20 protein-coding genes are annotated in these 22,441 nt (G+C 43.1%); 14 read left to right on the top strand and 6 right to left on the bottom strand.

The genetic code is table 11. The features are described 5' to 3' along the window. The first annotated feature begins 80 nt into the window (after nt 1-80). The 10 genes from ACA086_RS06860 to rplT all read left to right on the top strand — a co-directional run bounded on the left by ACA086_RS06860 (nt 81) and on the right by rplT (nt 11,998). Nucleotides 81-683 carry a DinB family protein gene (locus ACA086_RS06860; RefSeq protein ID WP_371002600.1) on the top strand — a complete coding sequence of 201 codons (603 nt, stop codon included), beginning with the start codon at nt 81-83 and terminating at the stop codon, nt 681-683. Between the two features lie 11 nt (nt 684-694). Beyond that, nucleotides 695-2,008, top strand: a complete 1,314-nt coding sequence (locus ACA086_RS06855; RefSeq protein ID WP_371002599.1) for a carboxypeptidase-like regulatory domain-containing protein — start codon at nt 695-697, stop codon at nt 2,006-2,008. A gap of 711 nt (nt 2,009-2,719) precedes the next feature. Continuing rightward, a complete protein-coding gene (locus ACA086_RS06850) occupies nt 2,720-4,942 on the top strand; it encodes an NADP-dependent isocitrate dehydrogenase (RefSeq protein ID WP_371002598.1) in 2,223 nt (740 codons plus the stop codon). A 97-nt stretch (nt 4,943-5,039) separates the two neighbouring features. Next, nucleotides 5,040-7,439, top strand: a complete 2,400-nt coding sequence (locus tag ACA086_RS06845) for a carboxypeptidase-like regulatory domain-containing protein (protein WP_371002597.1) — start codon at nt 5,040-5,042, stop codon at nt 7,437-7,439. Nucleotides 7,440-7,447: 8 nt separating this feature from the next. Then, nucleotides 7,448-8,341, top strand: coding sequence for a DUF4249 domain-containing protein (locus ACA086_RS06840; protein ID WP_371002596.1), 894 nt, complete (start codon nt 7,448-7,450; stop codon nt 8,339-8,341). A 133-nt stretch (nt 8,342-8,474) separates the two neighbouring features. Beyond that, nucleotides 8,475-8,732 carry a DUF6095 family protein gene (locus ACA086_RS06835; protein WP_371002595.1) on the top strand — a complete coding sequence of 86 codons (258 nt, stop codon included), beginning with the start codon at nt 8,475-8,477 and terminating at the stop codon, nt 8,730-8,732. Nucleotides 8,733-8,800: 68 nt separating this feature from the next. Further along, nucleotides 8,801-10,741 carry a threonine--tRNA ligase gene (gene thrS, locus ACA086_RS06830; RefSeq protein WP_371002594.1) on the top strand — a complete coding sequence of 647 codons (1,941 nt, stop codon included), beginning with the start codon at nt 8,801-8,803 and terminating at the stop codon, nt 10,739-10,741. A 41-nt stretch (nt 10,742-10,782) separates the two neighbouring features. Further along, nucleotides 10,783-11,331 (top strand): translation initiation factor IF-3, encoded by a 549-nt coding sequence (gene infC / locus ACA086_RS06825; protein ID WP_369747693.1) that lies wholly within the window; start codon nt 10,783-10,785, stop codon nt 11,329-11,331. Between the two features lie 38 nt (nt 11,332-11,369). Beyond that, nucleotides 11,370-11,567, top strand: coding sequence for a 50S ribosomal protein L35 (rpmI, locus tag ACA086_RS06820; RefSeq protein ID WP_369747357.1), 198 nt, complete (start codon nt 11,370-11,372; stop codon nt 11,565-11,567). 86 nt (nt 11,568-11,653) lie between these two features. After that, nucleotides 11,654-11,998: a 50S ribosomal protein L20 gene (gene rplT / locus ACA086_RS06815; RefSeq protein WP_369747356.1), complete on the top strand. Its 345-nt coding sequence runs from the start codon at nt 11,654-11,656 to the stop codon at nt 11,996-11,998. 74 nt (nt 11,999-12,072) lie between these two features. On the opposite strand, the gene ACA086_RS06810 is transcribed toward rplT, so the two are convergent. Next, nucleotides 12,073-12,498 carry a secondary thiamine-phosphate synthase enzyme YjbQ gene (locus ACA086_RS06810; RefSeq protein ID WP_371002593.1) on the bottom strand — a complete coding sequence of 142 codons (426 nt, stop codon included), beginning with the start codon at nt 12,496-12,498 and terminating at the stop codon, nt 12,073-12,075. A 78-nt stretch (nt 12,499-12,576) separates the two neighbouring features. Between ACA086_RS06810 and ACA086_RS06805 the strand changes: the two genes are divergently transcribed. Beyond that, nucleotides 12,577-13,392, top strand: a complete 816-nt coding sequence (locus ACA086_RS06805) for an HAD family hydrolase (protein ID WP_371002592.1) — start codon at nt 12,577-12,579, stop codon at nt 13,390-13,392. On the opposite strand, the gene ACA086_RS06800 is transcribed toward ACA086_RS06805, so the two are convergent. From ACA086_RS06800 to tgt, 5 genes are all read right to left on the bottom strand, one after another. Further along, a complete protein-coding gene (locus ACA086_RS06800) occupies nt 13,389-14,591 on the bottom strand; it encodes an asparagine synthetase B (RefSeq protein ID WP_371002727.1) in 1,203 nt (400 codons plus the stop codon). The genes ACA086_RS06805 and ACA086_RS06800 overlap by 4 nt on opposite strands. Before the next feature lie 148 nt (nt 14,592-14,739). Continuing rightward, entirely contained in the window at nt 14,740-16,293 is a 1,554-nt protein-coding gene (gene dnaB, locus ACA086_RS06795; RefSeq protein ID WP_371002726.1) for a replicative DNA helicase, read from the bottom strand. 167 nt (nt 16,294-16,460) lie between these two features. Beyond that, on the bottom strand, nt 16,461-17,414 hold the full coding sequence (locus ACA086_RS06790) for an acetyl-CoA carboxylase carboxyltransferase subunit alpha (protein ID WP_371002591.1): 954 nt from the start codon (nt 17,412-17,414) through the stop codon (nt 16,461-16,463). 152 nt (nt 17,415-17,566) lie between these two features. Further along, nucleotides 17,567-18,649: an LptF/LptG family permease gene (locus ACA086_RS06785; RefSeq protein ID WP_371002590.1), complete on the bottom strand. Its 1,083-nt coding sequence runs from the start codon at nt 18,647-18,649 to the stop codon at nt 17,567-17,569. Beyond that, nucleotides 18,649-19,779 carry a tRNA guanosine(34) transglycosylase Tgt gene (tgt, locus tag ACA086_RS06780; protein WP_371002725.1) on the bottom strand — a complete coding sequence of 377 codons (1,131 nt, stop codon included), beginning with the start codon at nt 19,777-19,779 and terminating at the stop codon, nt 18,649-18,651. Before tgt ends, ACA086_RS06785 begins: the two co-directional genes overlap by 1 nt. Before the next feature lie 159 nt (nt 19,780-19,938). On the opposite strand from tgt, the gene ACA086_RS06775 reads away from it, so the two are divergent. Genes ACA086_RS06775 through ACA086_RS06765 form a run of 3 tightly spaced genes read left to right on the top strand, consistent with a single transcriptional unit; the run spans nt 19,939 to nt 22,399 of the window. Beyond that, nucleotides 19,939-20,784 carry a transketolase gene (locus ACA086_RS06775; protein ID WP_371002589.1) on the top strand — a complete coding sequence of 282 codons (846 nt, stop codon included), beginning with the start codon at nt 19,939-19,941 and terminating at the stop codon, nt 20,782-20,784. Nucleotides 20,785-20,804: 20 nt separating this feature from the next. Further along, nucleotides 20,805-21,761, top strand: coding sequence for a transketolase family protein (locus ACA086_RS06770; protein WP_371002588.1), 957 nt, complete (start codon nt 20,805-20,807; stop codon nt 21,759-21,761). A gap of 50 nt (nt 21,762-21,811) precedes the next feature. After that, nucleotides 21,812-22,399, top strand: a complete 588-nt coding sequence (locus tag ACA086_RS06765; protein WP_371002587.1) for an outer membrane beta-barrel protein — start codon at nt 21,812-21,814, stop codon at nt 22,397-22,399. Nucleotides 22,400-22,441: the final 42 nt, after the last annotated feature.

The following is a 22,441-nucleotide window of genomic DNA, read 5'->3' as shown; positions in this document are numbered from 1 at the left end:
CTGCATTGTCCATTTTTGTATCTTTATAGATACAGGGTTTTACATCTTAACAGATCAAATCAGTCTTAAAACACTATATCATGAAAAAACTCATTCTACCTTTAGTTTGCCTTATGCTTTTTGGTTTTACTTCAGATATCATGAAGCTGACCGATGAAGAAAGAAACTTTGCCGTGAATGAACTTACTCAGGCGAAGAAACAGCTAATGAATGTGCTGGAAGACCTGAGCGATGAACAGCTCAACTTTAAACCCAGTGAAGCTGATTGGTCTATAGCGGAAGGGGTAGAACACCTCGCCATATCTGAAAGCGCTTTTCACGACATGTTACAAGCATCTTTGGGAACAGCGGCAGATCCTGCCCGGCGAACAGAGATCAAGATGGGAGATGAGGAACTCCTGACAATGATTCGAGACAGGACAAACAAGGTAAAAACATCAGAACCTTTTGAACCCAGCGGGAAATTTGGATCCTATGAAGAAACACTCGACGCTCTTATGACGAAGCGCGCAGAACATATTGAATACTTAAAAACTACGGAAGATGACCTTCGCAATCATTACGGACAACTTCCATTCGGCACAATCGATGCCTACCAGATGATGCTTTTTATGTCGGGACACATGGACCGCCATGTAGCTCAGATGGAGGAGGTTATAAACCATGAAGATTTTCCGGAATAATTATTATGATCATGAAAAAGAATTTAATTAAAAAATCAATGTTAGACCTCCGGCATTACAGGAGGATTTTGCTCCTTGCTATTGTGCTGTCTTTTGGCATTCCTACCCAGAATTACGCCTTCCAGGATGTGATGGCACAAAATGAAGAATACACCTCTTACAAAGGTGAAATTGTCGACAGTGAAACCAATAAACCGCTCGTATTTGCAAGCCTTACTCTTGTTGGGACCAATATCAGTACGGTGACCAATACCGAAGGGCGATTTTTGCTGAAAGTTCCAGCAAATACAGAAAGTACTACCCTTGAAGTGAGCTTTTTGGGTTACAGGTCGAAGTCAGTTCCCCTGTCTTCCCTATCGCAGGATGAAAATCGAATTGGCCTCGATGTGTTGATCACTGAATTACCTGAAGTAAATATAAGTGTCCCCAGAGAGGCAGTTAACCTGGTAAAAGAGACCCTGAGGAAAAAAGGAGAGAACTACCTGCAGGACCCCAGCGTCATGACTGCATTTTACAGGGAAACCATTAAAAAAAGGAGAAGGAACGTCTCCCTCTCAGAGGCTGTGGTCTCCATATTTAAAACTCCCTATACTTCCAGTCGAAGGGATGCAGTACAAATGTTCAAATCGCGAAAAAGCACCGACTACAGTAAGCTGGATACCCTGGTTCTTAAATTGCAGGGAGGACCTTTTAACGCCCTTTATGTGGATGTGATGAAATATCCGGAATATATTTTTTCAGAAGACTCCATCGACGATTACAATTTCCGATTTGACCGTTCTACACGTATCAATGACAGGCTGATTTATGTGATCAGTTTTAATCAGAAGGATTATATCCTCGATCCATTATACCGCGGAGAATTGTTTATAGATGTAGAGAAAAAGGTGCTAACCAGCGCCATTTATTCTCTTAACATTACAGACAGGGACAAGGCCAGCAGGCTTTTTGTACGAAAAAAGCCCAGAAATGCGGATGTTTATCCCGTGGAAGTAGCCTACAGGGTTGACTATAGGGAAAAAAACGGACGCTGGTACTACGGCTATAGTAATGCCCTGCTCGAATTTAAAATAAATTGGGACAGAAAGTTGTTTAATTCCGTTTACAGCATGACCTGTGAAATGGCAGTCACTGACTGGGAAAAGAATTCTGACCTTTCTGAACCTCGGTACAGAGACCGACTCAAGTCGACGATGATTCTGAGTGATGAAGCTTCAGGATTTTCAGATCCCGACTTCTGGGGAGAGTATAATATTATTGAGCCTGAAAAGTCGATTGAATCTGCCATCAGAAAAATACAGCGGCAGTTGAGAAAACAAGGTTAGTATCTTTATTACCCACATACATATCATTAAAAACCGTCCAATACATGGACGGTTTTGTTTATAAATAGGTTGTAAAACAACAAGCTGAAAGCTCTCAGACTTATAAACAATTGTTCATAACTACGGTTTATAATATGTTGATTTTTAAAGCCTTACTAAATTTGCTTTATTTAAAGTTTATATTACATTTACCTATGGTTTTGAGGGAAGCTCCTTGTGGGTAATATCTAAAACCATTATAAAGTTGACGTTCTTTATATTGTTGCTATGGGCATTTTCACGATCGGGAACTTCGGTTTTCGGACAAGAAAAACATACTGATTGAAGAAAGCTTCGGTTTTCAGAGATTAGAAGGATATGAACAAATCGAATACACAACCTCAGGGTTAGGTATCAGAGGAGAACATATCACCGCAACAAGAAGAGACAGGAATCGGGTCTTGGTTGAAAAATTGAGAACGAAGATTGTTTCAAACGTTGAAACAGCAAGGCTGTCATTCTTAGGAATGATTTTTTAGTACCTCGGTGCTAAATTTAAGCAAGTTGTTTCTAGAAAGCCATGTCAATGTACCTGTACAATGATATGGCTTTTGTTTTTTACGCACTCAATAACAAATCCCCTTTAATTCCCGCCGCTGATTAGGATTTAGGCCTTTTTTCCGTACATAAATATTGTATATTTGCTGGCTCGAATACTAATCAATTCCTTACATGTCCAAAATTGTCTATACCCTTACTGATGAGGCTCCGGCCCTGGCAACTCAATCATTTCTACCAATAGTAAAAGCCTTTACCAAAACGGCCAATATGGAAGTTGTCACAAAGGATATTTCCCTGGCAGGAAGGATCATAGCTAATTTTCCGGAATTCCTAAAAGAAGAACAACGTATCTCTGACGACCTTGCCGTTTTGGGTGAAATGGCAAAAACGCCGGATGCCAATATTATCAAACTTCCAAATATCAGTGCATCCATTCCTCAATTAAAGGAAGCAATTGAAGAACTGAGAGAAAAAGGGTATCCCGTTCCACTCTATCCGGATGAACCAAAATCAGAGCAGGAAAGGAACATCAAAGCCCGGTATGACAAAATCAAAGGGAGTGCTGTAAATCCTGTCCTCAGGGAAGGAAATTCTGATAGAAGGGCTCCAAAACCCATTAAGAATTACGCAAAAAAAAATCCACATAGAATGGGACCCTGGTCGCCTGACTCTAAAACTCATGTGGCTACAATGTCTTCGGGAGATTTTAAATCGAATGAAAAATCCCTCACCTTGCCAAAGGATACCGTTCTTGCCATTGAATATATCAATAAGGAGGGAGAAAGATCACTACTCAAAGGGGACATCCTTGTGAAAGCCGGGGAGATTATCGATGCCTCCGTACTCAGCAAAGAAGCCCTACTTTCCTTTCTGAAAGAACAGGTGGCCGATGCCAAAAAGAAAGGAATTTTGTTTTCAGTACACCTGAAAGCCACTATGATGAAGGTTTCAGATCCCATCATTTTCGGACATGTTATGGAAGTATACTTCTCCAATGTATTCGAAAAACACGCATCAACCTTTGTCAGGATAGGGATCAGTGCTAATGATGGCTTAGAGAGTTTGCTGGAGAAAATTCAGCAATTGCCGGAGAAGGAACGCAAAGAAATTGAGCAGGATATTACGGAATCTATTGAGGAAGGACCCCAGCTCGCCATGGTTAATTCTGATAAGGGTATAACCAATTTACACGTCCCCAGCGACGTGATTATCGATGCCTCCATGCCTGCCATGATCAGAACTTCGGGAAAGATGTATGATCATAATGGAGAACTGCAGGATACTAAGGCGGTAATTCCAGACAGCAGCTATGCAGGTATTTACCAGGCAACCATTGAATTTTGTAAAAAACACGGGGCTTTTGATCCACGTACTATGGGAACCGTTCCCAACGTGGGTCTGATGGCCCAGAAAGCAGAGGAGTACGGCTCACATGACAAGACATTTGAGATCCAGGGAAATGGAATGGTCCGTGTTGTCGACACCTATTCCAAAGAAACCTTACTCGAGCACAAGGTGAATTCAGGAGATATCTGGAGAATGTGCCAGGTGAAAGATCTCCCTGTTCAGGACTGGATCAAACTGGCTGTTTCCCGTGCAAGGGCTACCCAGACTCCGGCCATTTTCTGGTTAGACAAGGACAGGGCCCACGACAGGGAGCTGATTAAAAAAGTAGAACAGTATCTTCCCAAAGAGGATACCACAGGTCTTGACATCCAAATCCTTTCTCCCGTTGAGGCTACCCGTGCAACACTGAAGCGACTTAAGGAAGGTAAGGATACGATCTCTGTTTCAGGAAACGTACTGCGGGATTATCTGACCGATCTTTTTCCTATTCTCGAAGTGGGAACCAGTGCAAAGATGTTATCTATAGTTCCTTTGATGAAAGGCGGAGGCTTGTTTGAAACCGGAGCCGGTGGATCAGCACCAAAGCATGTGGAACAATTTCTGGATGAAGGACATTTGCGATGGGACTCCCTGGGTGAATTCCTTGCCCTGGCTGTATCCCTGGATTTCTACAGTCAGAAAAACTCTAATCCCGAAGCCCATATTCTGGCCGAGGCACTTGATCAGGCTACTGAAGATTTTCTGAGTAACAACAGATCTCCCTCCCGCAAGGTTGGCGAATTGGATACCCGTGGAAGTCATTTCTATCTCGCCCTGTACTGGGCTCAGGCACTGGCTGAACAAAGTGAGAATCCTCAGCTAAAAGATACATTTGATCATATTTATAAGCAATTGAAAACACAAACTCCTGCAATTCTGAAAGAACTGGAGGACGCTCAGGGGAAAAGGCAGCAGATCGGTGGTTATTACAAACCCGACCCGGCCTTGCTTGAGAAAGCAATGAGACCCAGCAATACCTTGAATAACATCCTCCAAGAGCTGGGATAAATAGGATAAAAGTGTCGATCTGGCAATTTATCCTCCACTATTCTGTTCCAGGCATGTGAAATGTCCTAAACTTTATTATTTTTAGGAAAAATATACTATGCATTCCATAAATCGGTTCCTCCCGATTTTCTTTTTCCTTATCTCAGTCCTTGGCATCGCACAGAATCGCTATACAATCAGTGGCACTGTCACTGAAGCTTCCAGTAACGAGACCTTAATTGGTGTTACCATCGCCATTCCTTCTTTGAGAACAGGAGTTACTACCAATGAATACGGTTTCTATTCCCTAACACTGCCACAGGGCACCTATGAATTGCAAATCACCTATTTGGGATTTGAGGATATCGTTGAGACGGTAACCTTTGACCAAAACCGTAAAATGAACTTCCGGATGACCGAAAAAGCCCAAATCCTGGAAGAAGTAGTAGTAACAGAAAATGTTGAAAAACTCAACATCAGCAAGCCTCAGATGAGTGTAAATACGCTTGCCGTGCAGACCATAAAAAATATTCCTGTGGTTTTGGGGGAAGCCGATATCATCAAATCCCTACTTCTCCTTCCCGGAGTAAGTAATGCAGGAGAAGGAGCCTCCGGCTTTAATGTGAGGGGGGGCGCAGCCGATCAAAACCTTATCCTCCTCGATGAAGCTACTATCTTTAACAGCTCCCATCTTTTTGGTTTCTTCTCCGTTTTCAACCCGGATGCCATTAAAGATGTTAAGCTCTTCAAAGGAGCCATACCCTCCCGATACGGGGGAAGGGTTTCTTCGGTACTTGAGATTTTTCAGAAAGAAGGAAACAGCAAGGAGTTTAAGATGAATGGTGGAATTGGGGTTGTGGCGAGCAGATTGCTCGCAGAAGGTCCTATTGTAAAAGACAAATCGGCTTTTCTTATAGGCGGGAGAGCATCTTATGCCCATCTTTTCCTCCCACTATTTGACGTGGACAATACGGCTTATTTCTACGATCTGAACACAAAATTAAATTATAGGCTCAACGCCAATAACAACCTGTTTCTTTCCGGTTATTTTGGCCGTGATGTCTTTGCCATCTCTGATAATTTCGAAAACATCTACGGGAACAGCGTTTTAAACCTTAGGTGGAACCACCTTTTTTCCGATAAGTTATTCAGTAATTTATCCCTGATCTATTCTGATTTCTACTACGGTCTGGAACTCGATTTTGTCGGATTTAAATGGAATTCCGGAATCAGGAATTTTAATTTGAAATACGACCTGAAGCACTACCTCAGTGATACATTCCAGGTAAACTACGGGATCAATAATATCTACTATACCTTCAATCCCGGTAAAATCGTTCCCAATAGTCCTGATTCCGGCATACTGGAAGAACAGCTGACAAAAAAATACGCCGATGAATTTGCGGCCTATGTAGATGTAGAACATTCGCTTTCCGCTGCGTTGAGTTTACAATACGGGCTGCGCTTAAGTCATTTTATCCGTTTTGGACAGGATGAACTAAACGTATATGAAAACGACAACCCCGTGATCTTCGATCCTTTCCTCCTGGTCTATCAGGAAGCTACTCCTATAGGTACAGTTTCTTCAAAACGAGGTGAGCAACTTGCCAGTTTCACCAATCTGGAACCCAGGATTGCTCTTGCTTATACCCTGAACCCTGAACAGTCTGTAAAAGCCAGTTATACTAGAATTACTCAATATTTGCATCTGTTGTCGAACACCAGCTCCCCTACCCCTTTGGATGTCTGGACACCCAGCGGCCCGTTTGTTAAACCCCAGATCCTGGATCAGTATGCCCTGGGGTACTTCAGGACCCTTTCAGAGGGAGAATTCAGTCTGGAAACCGAAGTATTTTATAAAGACATCCAGAACAGGATCGACTATATAGACGGAGCAAATCTTATTGCTAATAATGCCATTGAGCAGGTCATCCTCAACGGACAGGCAAGAGCTTATGGTCTGGAACTACTAGTTCGGAAGAACGAAGGTCGTTTTAAGGGTTGGGTAGCCTATACTTTATCGAGATCCGAACAACGTACACCGGGGCGAACTCCTTCTTTTGATAATGGCAGGTCGAACCGGGAAACCGGAATCAATTTTTCAAATTGGTACAGCACCCCCTATGACAAAACGCATGATGTTTCCCTCTACGGGAGTTACGATCTGAATAAGAAATGGCGATTCAATACCAACTTTGTCTATCAGACCGGGCAACCGACAAATTATCCGGTAGGGCAGTTTCAGTTCGAGGGACTTACTGTACCTTTTTATGGCTTGAGAAATGAGGAGCGCCTTCCGGATTACCATCGCCTCGATATTTCAGCAACCTTAACCCCGAAAAAGAACGATAAACGCAAATTACAGGCCGAATGGGTATTCAGCATTTACAACGTCTATAGCAGAATGAATGCGGCGTCAATCAATTTCAGAAGAAACCAGGACACAGGAGTAAATGAAGCCGTCAGAACCTCAATATTCGGAATTGTACCTGCTGTAACCTATAATTTTAAATTCTAAGTAGTCTAATGAAACGCTTACTAGTTTTTTCCCTGATATTCACTTCCCTCTTATTGAGCTGCGAAGATGTTATAGACGTGGACCTTCCCGATCAGGACACCAGGCTTGTGGTAAACGGTTTGATCAGGGTAGACGAAACTGAACCATATGTTCCTGTAGAGATCAGCTTAACCCTTTCCAGCAACTTTTTCGAGGAGAATGTGCCCACTTCAGCAGAAAGTGTCCTTATTACCTATGAGGAGATCGAAGACAATGTTGTTATAAATCAGGGGTCATCAACCCTGGCAGAAACCAGTCCAGGATCAGGGGTTTATATACCTGATCCCAATTTTAGCTCAGACCAGAGAATACCGACCACAACCCTTGACAGAGATTACGTTTATACACTTTTTATCAGGCATCAGGGCCGACTTTACCTGGCCCAGACGAAATACGTTCGTACTGTTCCTATTAATTCCGTCAGACAAGGAACCGGCACGCTGTTCGGAGATAATGAAACGGAAATCATCGTAAATTTTACAGATCAGCCCAATGTGGATAATTTTTATCTGTTCGACTTCGGTTTTGGGGAGTATCTGGTAACAGAAGATGAATTTTATCAAGGACAGGAATTTGAATTTTCTTTCTTTTACGAAGATAGCTTTGAGACGGGAACGGTACTCGATATAAGCGTTATGGGATCTGATCAGACATTTTATAACTATATGGATCAGTTGATCGAACAAAGTGGTGATATTCAGGGTCCATTTCAAACTCCGGTGACCACAGTTAGGGGTAATGTTTTTGATGTTACAGATTTGGATAATATAGATGTGCTGGATAATGTAGATCAGCCTGAGGTATTTCCCCTGGGTTATTTTGCCCTCGTTCAGGAAGAAAAAGCTCAGGTAACTATTAATTAATGGCTTTCCTTATCAATATGGGATTTATTTAAATTTTTCAGAACTGACATATTTTAAATAGAAGTATTTGCTCCTCCCCACTTTTAGATTGATCTCTTCTCCTGCTCTCCCTTAATTTGTAATTTTGTGCAATATGAAAAACAGCTCAGGTCGCAGGACGAATAAAGAATTATTATTAAAAGGCGTTAAATATCTCGCCTATACGGTCGCTCTTATGTTTACCGCCCCAGTCGTACTCTACCAGGCTTTTAAGAATCAGGAACATCCCTGGTACCTCCCTGTCCTCATTGTGGGAGCTATCCTGGCGCTGGCTGCTATTGCCATGGGCTTTTTCAGTATAAAAACTGTAGTAGATGCTTTATTTGGTAAAGCATCCCGCAAAGAGAATTAAGTAAGGGCAGACTATTGTCCGCTTAGGCACAACACATTATCTTTGCCACGCCCAGAAAGGCCATAAATATGATCAATATTACGCTTCCCGACGGTTCCGTCAAGACTTTTAACGAAGGGGTAACCCCAATGGATGTCGCCAAAGATATCAGTGAGGGCCTGGCAAGAAACGTTATTTCTGCGAAATTCAACGACCAGATAGTTGAAACAGTCACCCCTTTAAATCAGGATGGTAGCCTTACGCTGTATACCTGGAGAGATGATCTTGGAAAAAAAGCTTTTTGGCATTCTTCCTCCCATGTGGTGGCACAGGCAATTGAGGAATTATATCCCGGGGTAAAACTCACCATAGGTCCGGCTATAGAAAATGGTTTTTACTACGATATAGATTTTGGAGTACACAGCATATCCGAAAAGGACTTTCCCATGATCGAAAAACGAGCAATAGAGATCGCCCGGGGGAAACATCCGTATAAAATGCGGGAAGTGAGTAAGGAGGATGCGCTCAATTATTACAAAAAACAGGGGAATGAATACAAGGTAGAGCTGATCTCCAACCTGGAAGACGGAAGCATCACCTTTTGTGATCACGATAGCTTTACCGATCTCTGCCGCGGGGGACACATCCCGAATACAGGCTATATCAAAGCACTAAAATTACTTAGTGTTGCAGGGGCATACTGGCGTGGGGATGAGAAAAATCCACAACTGACAAGGGTATACGGTATCTCTTTTCCAAAACAAAAGGAACTAACCGAGTATCTTGAACTGCTGGAGGAGGCTAAAAAACGAGATCACAGAAAACTCGGCCGCGAACTGGAACTTTTTACCTTCTCTCAAAAGGTAGGACAGGGACTACCCCTGTGGTTACCTAAAGGTGCAGCCCTGAGGGAACGGCTCGAGCAATTTTTAAAAAAGGCACAGAAAAAAGCAGGATATGAGATGGTGATCACGCCCCATATCGGGCAAAAGGAATTGTATGTCACCTCCGGCCATTACGCTAAATATGGGGAAGACAGTTTTCAGCCTATACACACCCCCAAGGAAGATGAAGAATTCCTGCTAAAACCGATGAATTGCCCTCATCACTGCGAGATATACAACGCTAAGCCATTTAGTTACAGGGAATTGCCGAAGCGATACGCAGAATTTGGCACCGTATATCGCTATGAACAAAGTGGCGAATTGCACGGTCTTACCCGGGTAAGGGGCTTTACACAGGATGATGCCCATATCTTCTGCACCCAGGACCAGTTAGATCAGGAATTTAAAAATGTAATTGATCTTTCGCTCTATGTACTGGGATCCCTTGGCTTTGAAAATTTTACTGCCCAGGTATCTGTTCGGGATCTCGATAAACCCGAGAAGTACATAGGTTCCGTAGATAACTGGGAAAAGGCAGAACAGGCGATTATCAATGCCGCTGAAGAAAAAGGCTTAGATTTTAAAGTGGAGGCCGGAGAGGCCGCATTTTATGGACCCAAGCTCGATTTTATGGTGAAGGATGCCCTCGGCAGGAACTGGCAGCTGGGTACCATACAGGTGGATTATAACCTACCCGAACGTTTTGATCTTACCTACAAGGGTAGTGACAATGAATTACACAGACCGGTGATGATCCACAGGGCTCCCTTTGGAAGTATGGAGCGATTTGTTGCCCTCTTACTAGAACACACAGGAGGAAATTTCCCGCTCTGGTTAACTCCTGATCAGGCTATCATACTGCCTGTCAGCGAGAAACACGAAAAATATGCGGAAAAAGTTTCAAAATCGTTAGAAAATAACGAAATTCGCGCGCTCATTGACGCGAGGAATGAGACGGTGGGGAAGAAAATCAGGGAAGCAGAAATGAATAAAATTCCCTTTATGCTCATCGTAGGAGAGAGTGAAGAAGAGAAAGGAACCATATCGGTACGAAGACACGGTGGAGAGGATTTAGGCAGCATAAGTATAGACGACTTTGCCGACTTGGTTGAAACAGAAATAAATAGTACATTAAAGACGTTTTAAGAACAAATAAAAAGTTTAATTAAAAAGAAGTAGCCATAGCAATACGCAGAAGATTCAGACCCCAACCCAGGAGGGAGAACAAGAACCCTCACAAGATCAACAATAAGATTTTAGCATCCGAGGTACGCCTAGTTGGTGACAATGTTGAAATGGGAGTCTACCCGATCAAAGAGGCCCTTAACCAGGCTGAAGAACTGGGATTAGATTTAGTTGAAATATCACCTAATGCAGAACCCCCGGTTTGTAAGATCATAGATTACAAAAAATTCCTTTACGAGCAGAAGAAGCGCGAAAAGCAGATGAAGGCTAAAGCTACGAAGGTAATTGTTAAAGAGATTAGGTTTGGTCCAAATACGGACGATCACGATTACGAGTTTAAGAAAAAGCACGCAGAAAAGTTCCTCAAAGAAGGAGCCAAATTGAAGGCCTACGTATTTTTTAAAGGTAGGTCGATTGTTTACAAGGACAAAGGAGAGATCCTATTGTTGAGACTAGCGCAGGAATTAGAGGAATTCGGGAAGGTTGAACAGATGCCAAGACTGGAAGGAAAGAGGATGACGATGTTCATAGCGCCAAAGACAAAAAAGTAAGAATACCATAGCGAGATTAATCATAAGATAAAGGAACAATGCCTAAGATGAAAACAAAATCCAGTGCCAAAAAGCGGTTCAAGCTTACCGGTTCTGGAAAGATCAAAAGGAAGCACGCTTACAAGAGTCATATCCTGACCAAGAAATCAAAAAAGCGTAAGCTCCGTTTAACACATTCTACCTTGGTACACAGTGCCGATGAGAATAGTATCAAGGAGCAGTTGCGATTAAAATAACGCAACACCAGGTAATAAGTATTAACCGTGGAGTCGGGCCTAAAAGAGCTGTTTATCAGACGCCTGCTACAAAAAACTAAAGAAAAATGCCAAGATCAGTAAATTCAGTTGCTTCCAGAGCCAGAAGAAAAAAAGTGCTCAAGCAAGCCAAAGGATACTTTGGAAGACGTAAAAATGTATGGACGGTAGCTAAGAATGCCGTTGAAAAGGCGATGGTTTACGCCTACAGGGACAGAAGAAATAAGAAAAGGAATTTTCGTTCCCTCTGGATTACCCGGATCAATGCCGGTGCCAGAATGCACGGAATGTCTTATTCTCAGTTCATGGGAAAAGTAAAAGCAAATAACATCGAACTAAACAGGAAAGTTCTGGCCGATCTGGCTATGAATCATCCTGAGGCTTTTAAGGCAGTGGTCGATAAAGTAAAATAGATTTATTAATATTCTCGCTTAAAAACCCTTCGAGTAATCGGAGGGTTTTTTTTACGCCTGTATTTACCAAAACCCTATACGCCCCATATGGTTATTAGAAGTGATCGCCCTTGTGCACGATCGCGATGTTCACAAAGGTAGATCCCCTGCCACGTTCCCAGGTTGAGCACCCCGTTGGTGATGGGTATTTGGACACTCGAACCCATCATGGATGCCTTAATATGTGCCGGCATATCATCAGGACCCTCATATGTATGGACATAGTAGGGAGCATTTTCAGGAACCATCACATTGAGATGCCTTTCAAAATCCTCGCGAACGGTGCTATCTGCATTTTCGTTAATTGTAAGGCTGGCCGAAGTGTGCTTAATAAACACCTGTAGCATCCCCATACTTATTCCCTTAATTTCAGGCATTTCCTGAGTAATCCTTCTGGTAATCAGATGAATACCTCTTGGGTATGGGGCGAGGGTAATTTCTTTCTGATGAATAATCAACATATTGAAATCAATTAGTTGTAATACTTTCCCTTAAAGTAACATACAATTTAAACAATACAAATACCTTTGTAACTTAAAATGCAAAGACTCCCCGACATCTCAGGAATTAAACTTGTGGTCACCGATATGGACGGTACCCTGCTCAATCCTGACCATCAGGTAAGTTCACAATTTTTCCAGTTATTTGAGGACCTTAGCTCAAAAGGAGTTCTTTTTGCCGCAGCCAGCGGAAGACAATACAACAGTATTGTTTCCAAATTGGAGCCTATTCGCGACAGGATTTTCGTTGTTGCAGAAAACGGTGGTCTCGCCATGCAGGGCGAAAGAGAGATTGTTTCCACCCCATTAAATCCCAATATTAAAAATTCCGTTCTCCAATCCCTGCACAAGAACAACCATATTCATCCGGTTCTATGTGCCAGGAATAATGCTTATGTTTCTGGTCATTCCAAAAAATTTCTTAGTGTTCTACGGGAATACTATACCGAGTTTGAGGTTATTGATGATCTGAACGGATTTGATCAGGAGGTGATGAAAATTGCTGCTTATCATTTTGAAAGTTCAGAGCAACATATATACCCGCTTGTTTCCCCTTATGAGGATTCCCTGATGGTGAAGATCTCAGGACAGCACTGGGTAGATATCTCTCATCCCAATGCACATAAAGGCTATGCATTGAAAATGATACAGCGTGAGCTGGGAATAGGTCCGTCAGAAACCATGGTCTTCGGAGACTATAACAACGACCTGGAAATGCTCGCTTTGTCCGATTTCAGCTTTGCGATGGCAAATGCACACCCCAATGTCTTAAAGGCAGCCAGATACCATACAAAAAGTAATGAAGAAATGGGTGTGGAAATGGTATTGGAGGAATTGGTAAAAAGCCTCACCTAGGTCTTCTGTTTCTTTTTCCTTGCAGCAGGGAATAGCACATTGTTTAAAATAAGTCGGTATCCCGGGGAATTGGGATGTAGCTCGAGCTCCGTTTTGGGGTCACCTACCCTGTGCTGATAGTCCTCGGGATCATGCCCTCCATAGAAGGTAAAGAATCCTTTTCCTTTGATACCATGTATATATCGGGCTTCACCGTTAATCTTGTTTTCCCCTAATACCAGCACTACAGGTTTAATCTCACTCCTTTCAAAGGCCGTGGTCTGCCCCATAAAGCCTTTTACCAGCATGGTATGGTTCTGACAGAGCATTGTGGGCACAGGATCCCATTTGGCGGAGAAATCCATCAGGGTAAAATAATCCGATTCCCTGGGAACATTACGTCGTTTGTTAGTCATGTCGATAGACGAAAATTCGTATCGTAATGGATTTCGTTCCAGGGTAAAATTCTCGAAGGCAAAGGTATTGTTGAAATTCAGCTTTCCCTGATAATTGGGTTCTGAAGGATCTCCGTCGAACATAGGTTCGCAAATATCCACCCCTTGTGCAGCAAGGGCAATGTCAAAACTATCTGTAGCGGAACACATGGCAAACATAAATCCACCTCCTATGACATAGTCCCTGATCTTCTTGGCTACTGCACCTTTCTCTTCAGAGACCTTGGAATACCCTAATTTACTAGCCCGTTCTTCGGCCTTTAATTTTCCTTCTATGTACCAGGGTTGAGTACGGTACGCCTGGTAGAACTTTCCGTATTGCCCGGTAAAATCTTCATGGTGGAGGTGCAGCCAGTCGTACAAAGCCAACTGGTCATTAAGCACTTCTTCATCGTAAACCGTAACATAAGGTATTTCAGCGTAGGTAAGCACCATAGTCACAGCATCATCCCAGGGTTGATTTTCCTTCGGACTATAAACAGCTATTTTTGGGGCCTTTTCCAGGATGACCGCCTCCTGATTCTGGGACGGGCTGCTTATAGCGTCGAGAATGGCTTCTGCCTTGGCATCTGAAATGATTTCAAACGACACTCCCCTTATCTGACATTCCCTTCTGATCGATTCGCCGTCAGGAAGGAGAAAAGAGCCTCCCCGATAGTTAAGTAACCACTGTACCTTCTGCTCCTTAGTGAGTACCCAGTATGTGATGCCGTAGGCTTTAAGGTGGTTTTCCTGACTTTCGGCATCCATGGGAAGCAGGATCATCGTCGCAAAAGTGGATGTAGAGAAGCTGATGAGAAATACCAGTATTAAAAAGGTTTTAAAACTTCTAACCTTTGGAAGTAAATCATTCCAAAGTATGGCAGGTTTAAATAACAAAAGCTCTGATAAAAAGTTTTGAGTATAGGTATTCTTAAAATGGGACTTCGTTATCATCCGGGTCAAGGTCTGGATTATCGTTCAAACTACTTCCAAATGCTTCATCGGCATTAGGCAGATTTTTAGTAATGAACGGGTTTTCTCCGTCTGCGTTCATCTTCGACTGGAATTCAAATGGAGAATCAAAGTCATCCAAGTTATCAAATTTACCAAGTTGACCAATGAATTTTAACCTAATATTATCTAAACCACCATTCCGGTGTTTTGCAACGATAAACTCGGCCTGTCCCTGTGTAGGGGTTCGTTCTTCATCGTCCCACTCGTCTATTTTGTAGTATTCAGGACGATAAATAAAGGATACAATATCGGCATCCTGCTCGATCGCTCCGGATTCCCTCAAGTCTGACAGGATAGGTCTTTTACTTCCTCCCCTGGTTTCCACTGCCCTCGATAACTGGGATAAGGCAATAACCGGGACATTAAGTTCTTTGGCCAATGCCTTTAGGTTTCGCGAAATAGTAGATATTTCCTGCTCCCTGTTCCCCCCTTTCTGGCTTCCCCCGGCGGTCATAAGTTGCAGATAATCCAGGACGATAAGTTTTATCTTGTGCTGAGAAGCCAATCTTCTTGCCTTTGCCCTGAGGTCAAAGATTGAAAGAGAAGGGGTATCATCGATAAACAGGGGTGCCGTTTCCAGGGCTTTCACCTTTACGTTTAACTGTTCCCACTCGTGTTTTTCTAAACGACCTGTACGCAATTTCTCTGAAGACAATCCGGTTTCTGAAGAAATGAGACGGGTTATTAACTGCACGGATGACATCTCCAGGGAGAAGAAAGCCACTGGGATGTTAGAATTCACAGCCATGTTCCTCGCCATGGAGAGGGTGAGGGCCGTTTTCCCCATTCCGGGTCGTGCTGCAATAATAATCAAGTCACTTGGCTGCCAACCTGAGGTTAATTTATCTACTTTATCAAATCCGGATGGAATACCACTAAGTCCATCTTTATTGGATATTTCCTCAATCTTTTTCTTGGCCTGGATGACCAGATTCTGAGCTGTTTCCGCTGAGCGTTTTAAGTTCCCCTGGGTTACTTCATAGAGTTTTGCTTCAGCGTTATCGAGAAGGTCAAAAACATCAGTCCCCTCATTATAAGCATCTTCTATAATCTCACTTGAGATTTTAATTAAACTACGCTGGATATATTTCTGGAGGATGATCCTGGCGTGAAATTCAATATGGGCAGAACTGGCTACTTTCTGGGTGAGTTTTATCAGGTAAAAATCCCCTCCCACCTGATCGAGCTTTCCTTCCTTCCGTAATTGAGCTGAAACGGTTAATAAATCCACCGGTTCGGAGCTTTCGAACAACTTAAAGATAGCTTCGTAGATAAACCTATGCGCATCTTTGTAGAATACATCGGGGTGGAGAATATCGATTACCTCGTCAACTCCCTTTTTATCTATCATCATTGCACCAAGCACAACTTCCTCTAAATCAACGGCTTGAGGTGGTATCTTTCCTTTCTCAAGGTTGATCAGAGATGCTTTGCCAATTTTATGACCAATAACGGGATTTGGTTTCTCCATAGCTGCAAAAGTATGCATTAACCTTAAGTTAACATTTAAAATTGGATTTCCGATATTAACGGTTCATCAACAATCTGTGTGTTGATAAGTTACAAAATTGTGTTGATAACATAAAAAAACCGGAGTTCTTTAACTCCGGTTTATGTCAATGCTTTTAACACAGCGTTTTACCCGCTAAAAACTCCCATATTAGCATACTTGTCCATCCGCATTTTCACCAGCTCCTTTGGTGATAACTTTTCGAGTTGCTCGTAATGTTTACTGATTTTGTTTTTTACAATGTCAAAGGTCTTATCCCGATTGGCATGTGCTCCACCTTCAGGTTCTTTGACGATCTCGTCGATAAGCTTTAACCGTTTCATATCGGTGGCGGTTAATTTTAAAGCCGAGGCGGCAATTTCTTTATATTCCCAGCTACGCCATAAGATGGAAGAACATGATTCGGGTGAGATAACAGAATACCAGGTGTTCTCCAGCATCAGTACTTTATCTCCCACTCCAATTCCCAAAGCTCCCCCTGATGCCCCTTCGCCGATGATAACAACTATAATAGGTACTTTTAGTCGCGTCATTTCCAGAATGTTCCGCGCAATAGCTTCTCCCTGTCCTCTTTCCTCTGCCTCAATCCCGGGATACGCTCCTGGGGTATCGATAAAACAGACTACGGGTATGTTAAACTTTTCGGCCGACTTCATCAGGCGTAATGCCTTTCTGTACCCTTCCGGATTTGCCATCCCGAAATTTCTCAATTGCCTTGTTTTGGTGTTGTATCCTTTCTGCTGCCCGATAAACATATAGCTTTGATCCCCTATCTTCCCCAGGCCGCCGATCATGGCTTTATCATCCTTAACATTCCGATCACCATGGAGTTCAAGCCAGGTCTCCCCACAAATAGCCCGGATATAATCAAGGGTATAGGGTCTGTTGGGGTGTCTGGAAAGTTGTACCCTTTGCCATGCCGAGAGGTTTTTATAAATCTCTTTCCTTGTTTCAGACAGTTTCTTTTCTATCTGCTTGCAGGTCTCGGTTACATCCACATCACTCTCCTCCCCAATGATCTGACATTTCTCCAGCTGCTCTTCTAACTCCTTAATGGGGAGTTCAAAATCCAAGTATTCCATCTCGTTTTGTTTCGGTTGATTCAGCCCACAAATATAAAATATAAATGGGAACCTTCCCGGTCAGTTTTGCTTTTTGAATTTTTCCCTGTTTAATAATTGTTCTCACTCGGTTCCGGGAATATTCTGAGCTGAAAAGAAGTTGATACTCAGTACTACCTTTTGGCTTTTTGCAGCAAAAAGATTCCCAACACCCCAAAGGCCAGGTTAGGGATAACAACAGCGAGCAGGGGTGAAAAACCCGATTGTTCTGCCAGGGTACCGAAGACCTTGTCAAAAAAGATATAGATAAAAGCAACACCTATTCCAAAGGCCAGATTGACACCCATTCCTCCCCTTCGTTTTACAGAGGAAACCGCCACTCCGATGATCGTCAGGATAAAAGCTGCCAGAGGCAGTGCCCAGCGTTTGTATTTTACAAGGATATAGGTATTAATGTTGGAAGCCCCCTTTTTCTTCTGGGTATTGATAAATTTATTCAATTCAAAAAGATTCTTGGTTTCTGCTACATAGGAAACCGGTGTAAGGTCATCAATTTTAAAATTAAATATCGTATCCAGCCTCCGCTTAGTCACTACAATTTCCTTATCTCCCACAAGCCTGCGATTTGTATAGCTCGTAAGACGGTACACACTGTCCTTAGTCACCCAGCGGATATTCCCTGCACTTATTTTTTCCTCCAGTTTATTGTCGTCTCCAAAGTGTTCAAAGGTAAAGTTATACCCTATCTGACGATCGGGATCAAAACTACTGACGTAGATAAAATCATTCTCATTGAGCTGATTAAAGATATTGCTGGTTACCCTGTCCTGTTTCCCTTTTTTGAGATACTTAAACTTAAATTCGTGATAGCCCACACTGGCATTGGGTACTATAAACATGCTCATAAAAAACATCATTACCGCAATGATAGAAGCACCGATCCAGTAAGGTCTTAAAAATCGATTGTATGATACCCCGGAACTCAGGATGGCAACGATCTCGGTATTGTTAGCTAGTTTTGAAGTAAAGAAAATGATGGAAAGGAAGAGGAAAATTGGGAACAGCAGATTACCGATATAAATGGTAAAATTCATGTAATAGATCAGGATTTCATTCAGGGGAGCTTCGTTGTCTATCATCTTCCCTATTTGCTCTGCCAGGTTGAGCATAATCCCTATGGGCACAAACAAAAGAAGCATCGTCCCAAATGTCAGGAGGTAGCGTTTTAAAATGTAACGATCCAGTATTTTAAGCATTACAAGCGCTTATCCATTTGTTTGACCATCTTTGTTTTCCAGGGTGTAAAATCCCCTGCTAAAATATGATTTCTTGCTTCTCTTACCAACCATAGGTAAAATCCCAGGTTATGTATAGTCGCGATTTGCTTTCCCAGGTATTCCTTGGCCACAAAAAGGTGTCTCAGGTAGGCCTTGGAATATTCTCTATCCACAAAGGTTGGCCCATGTTCATCAATCGGAGAGAAATCATCTTCCCATTTCTTGTTTTTGATATTGATAGTCCCCTCGGCCGTAAATAACATCCCGTTACGTCCATTCCTGGTGGGCATTACACAGTCAAACATATCAATGCCCAGGGCGATATTTTCAAGAAGATTTATGGGTGTTCCCACACCCATCAGGTATCTGGGTTTATCCTCGGGGAGGATATCGCAAACCACCTCTGTCATCGCATACATTTCCTCTGCGGGTTCGCCTACCGACAGGCCTCCTATCGCATTTCCTTCTGCTCCCACCCCGGCTATGTATTCGGCCGACTGCCTCCTGAGGTCTTTGTAAGTAGATCCCTGTACAATGGGAAAGAAGGTTTGTGAGTAATCATAAAGCAAGGGAGTCTTTTCGAGATGTGCTATGCAGCGCTCCAACCACCTGTGTGTCATATGCATTGATCGCTCAGCATAGGTGTAGTCGCAAGGATAAGGCGTACACTCATCAAAGGCCATAATAATATCCGCCCCGATAGTTCTCTGGATTTCCATCACTCTTTCAGGGGTGAACATATGTGTGGAACCATCGATATGCGACTTAAATTTTACGCCTTCCTCGCGGATTTTCCTGTTGCCTGAAAGCGAATACACCTGGTATCCTCCACTGTCCGTCAGGATATTGCGATCCCAACCCATAAAAGCATGAAGGCCACCCGCTCGTCTGAGAATTTCAGGTTTCGGGCGTAAGTACAGGTGATAGGTATTTCCGAGAATGATATCAGGATCAATTTCCTCCCTCAGCTCGCGCTGGTGAACCCCCTTTACAGAGGCCACCGTACCAACGGGCATAAAAATAGGGGTTTTGATGCTGCCATGATCAGTGATCATTTCACCGGCCCTGGCCTTTGAGGCCGGATCTGTATGTTGTAGTTTAAATTGCAATACCTCGATTAAGTAGGCAAAGATAGCTAACACACCATAGAATATTCCTAACAAAAAAATAAAGTTCTATCATGGGCCTTTCGTTGATAAAATGTAATAACTCCAGTTGTGGAAGCAAAAGATTGCCGTTACTTTTGGCCGAAAATTAAGACGATTTATATGTCAGCACCACAAGACTTAGACAAGATCATCATACAGGTTCGCAGAGACATCGTGCGGATGGTACACAAGGTTAATTCAGGTCATCCTGGTGGATCCCTTGGGTGTACCGAATTTTTTGTCGCCCTGTACTTTGAACTTATGGAATTAAAGGATTCTTTTTCGATGGATGGGATAGGCGAAGACCTCTTCTTCCTTTCCAATGGTCACATCTCACCGGTTTATTACAGTGTTCTTGCCAGAAGAGGATTCTTCCCGATTGAAGAACTCAACACTTTTCGGTTGTTGAATTCACGTTTGCAGGGCCATCCTACTACCCATGAGGGATTGCCAGGAGTGCGAATCGCCTCCGGTTCCCTGGGACAGGGAATGTCAGTAGCTGTTGGGGCTGCCCTGGCTAAAAAACTCAATAAGGATGAGCATCTGATTTACAGTTTACACGGAGACGGAGAACTTCAGGAAGGTCAGAACTGGGAAGCCATCATGTATGCCGGAAGTAAAAAAGTGGATAACCTCATCGCTACAATCGACAGGAACGGTCAACAGATTGACGGGGCTACGGAGGAAGTGATGTCCCTGGGAGATGTAGGTGCTAAATTCAAAGCCTTTGGCTGGGACGTTCTGGAACTCGAGGATGGGAATGACGTCAAGGCAGTAATAAAGACCTTGAAAGAAGCCAAAACCCGCGCCGGAAATGGGAAGCCTGTATGTGTCATTATGCATACAGTCATGGGGAATGGCGTTGATTTTATGATGCATACCCATGCCTGGCACGGAAAAGCCCCGAATGATGAGCAATTGCAAACGGCTCTGGATCAGAATGTCGAAACATTGGGCGACTATTAATTTTAGCAACAACAAACAAGATGAAAAAATATATAGATCAGGGGAAAAAAGATACGCGGAGTGGTTTTGGTGCAGGAATGACCGAACTAGGTAGAAAAAACCCAAAGGTGGTATCCCTCTGTGCCGACCTGGTGGGTTCCTTGAAGATCGAACAGTTTATTGAGGAAAATCCTGAGCGATTCTTCCAGGTAGGAATTGCCGAAGCAAATATGATGGGTATTGCGGCGGGCTTAACCATTGGAGGTTATATTCCCTTTACAGGAACATTTGCCAATTTTTCAACCGGACGAGTGTACGATCAGATCAGGCAGTCTATCGCCTATTCGGGCAAGAATGTTAAAATCTGTGCTTCTCATGCGGGATTAACTCTTGGAGAAGATGGTGCTACACATCAGATTCTGGAAGATATAGGACTCATGAAAATGTTGCCTGGGATGACGGTGATCAACACCTGTGATTTTAATCAGACGAAGGCTGCTACACTGGCTATAGCCGATCATGAGGGACCAGTTTACCTGAGATTTGGAAGGCCCAAGGTACCTAATTTCACTGATCCTGATCAGAATTTTGAAATTGGGAAAGCCGTTCTTCTCACCGAAGGCAGCGATGTAACTATTGTTGCAACAGGCCATTTGGTCTGGGAAGCCCTGGAAGCGGCAGAAGCCCTTGAAAATGAAGGAATTTCAGCGGAAGTGATCAATATTCATACCATCAAACCCCTGGACGAGGAAGCCCTCCTTAGCTCAATCCGTAAAACCGGCTGTGTGGTAACAGCTGAAGAACATAATTATTTAGGCGGTTTGGGAGAGAGTGTAGCAAGAACACTCACCACGCATTTCCCTGCCCCTCAGGAGTTTGTGGCTACTCAGGATACATTTGGGGAGAGCGGAACCGCAGACCAACTCATGGAAAAATACGGCTTAGACAATAAAGCCATAAAGAAGGCCGTTTATCAGGTGTTAAAAAGAAAGGCTTAGTTTTCGGTATCATTCTTGATACCCTAAATATGTCTTAAAAAGAACACATTATGAAAAAAACACTTCTTACGGTGGCAATCGCTGCCCTTTCAGCATTTTCGTATGCACAGGTCGATTCAAAGTTTGGGGTAAAAGCCGGACTCAACTACAATGCCAATGGGGATTATTTTGAATCCGCAGGAGAAGCCGCAAGGAATCCTGACAGGAATGTGGGGTACCATATCGGATTTTTTGGCCAGGTAGGTTCCAGGGTGTATATCAGGCCCGAATTGGTTTATACCAGTATTTCGTCAGAATACGACAATGACGATTTTAAAATGCAAAAGTTAGACCTTCCCTTGTTGATTGGAACTAAAATTATCGGACCTCTGCACGTGTTCGGTGGCCCGGCATTTCAATATATTCTTGATACAGAATATGACGGAATTACCATCAGTGATGTGCGAAACGACTTTACAATAGGCCTCAACCTTGGGGCTGGGATCAACCTTGGAAAACTTGGGATCGATCTCAGGTACGAAAGGGGCTTTAGTGATAACGAAGCTTCGTTTATCAATACGAACGTTACTACCGTCCCTCAAAGTCGGATCGACACAAGACCCGATCAGCTTATCCTGAGTTTCTCCTTAACGCTTTAATTAAAAAAGGCCCTGTTTAATACAGGGCCTTTTTTATTTTAT

The sequence above is a fragment of the Muriicola sp. E247 genome (genome assembly GCF_041358175.1).
Lineage (GTDB): Bacteria > Bacteroidota > Bacteroidia > Flavobacteriales > Flavobacteriaceae > Muriicola.
Note: the sequence above shows the minus strand (reverse complement) of the source record. Positions and strands in the feature narration are given on the sequence as shown.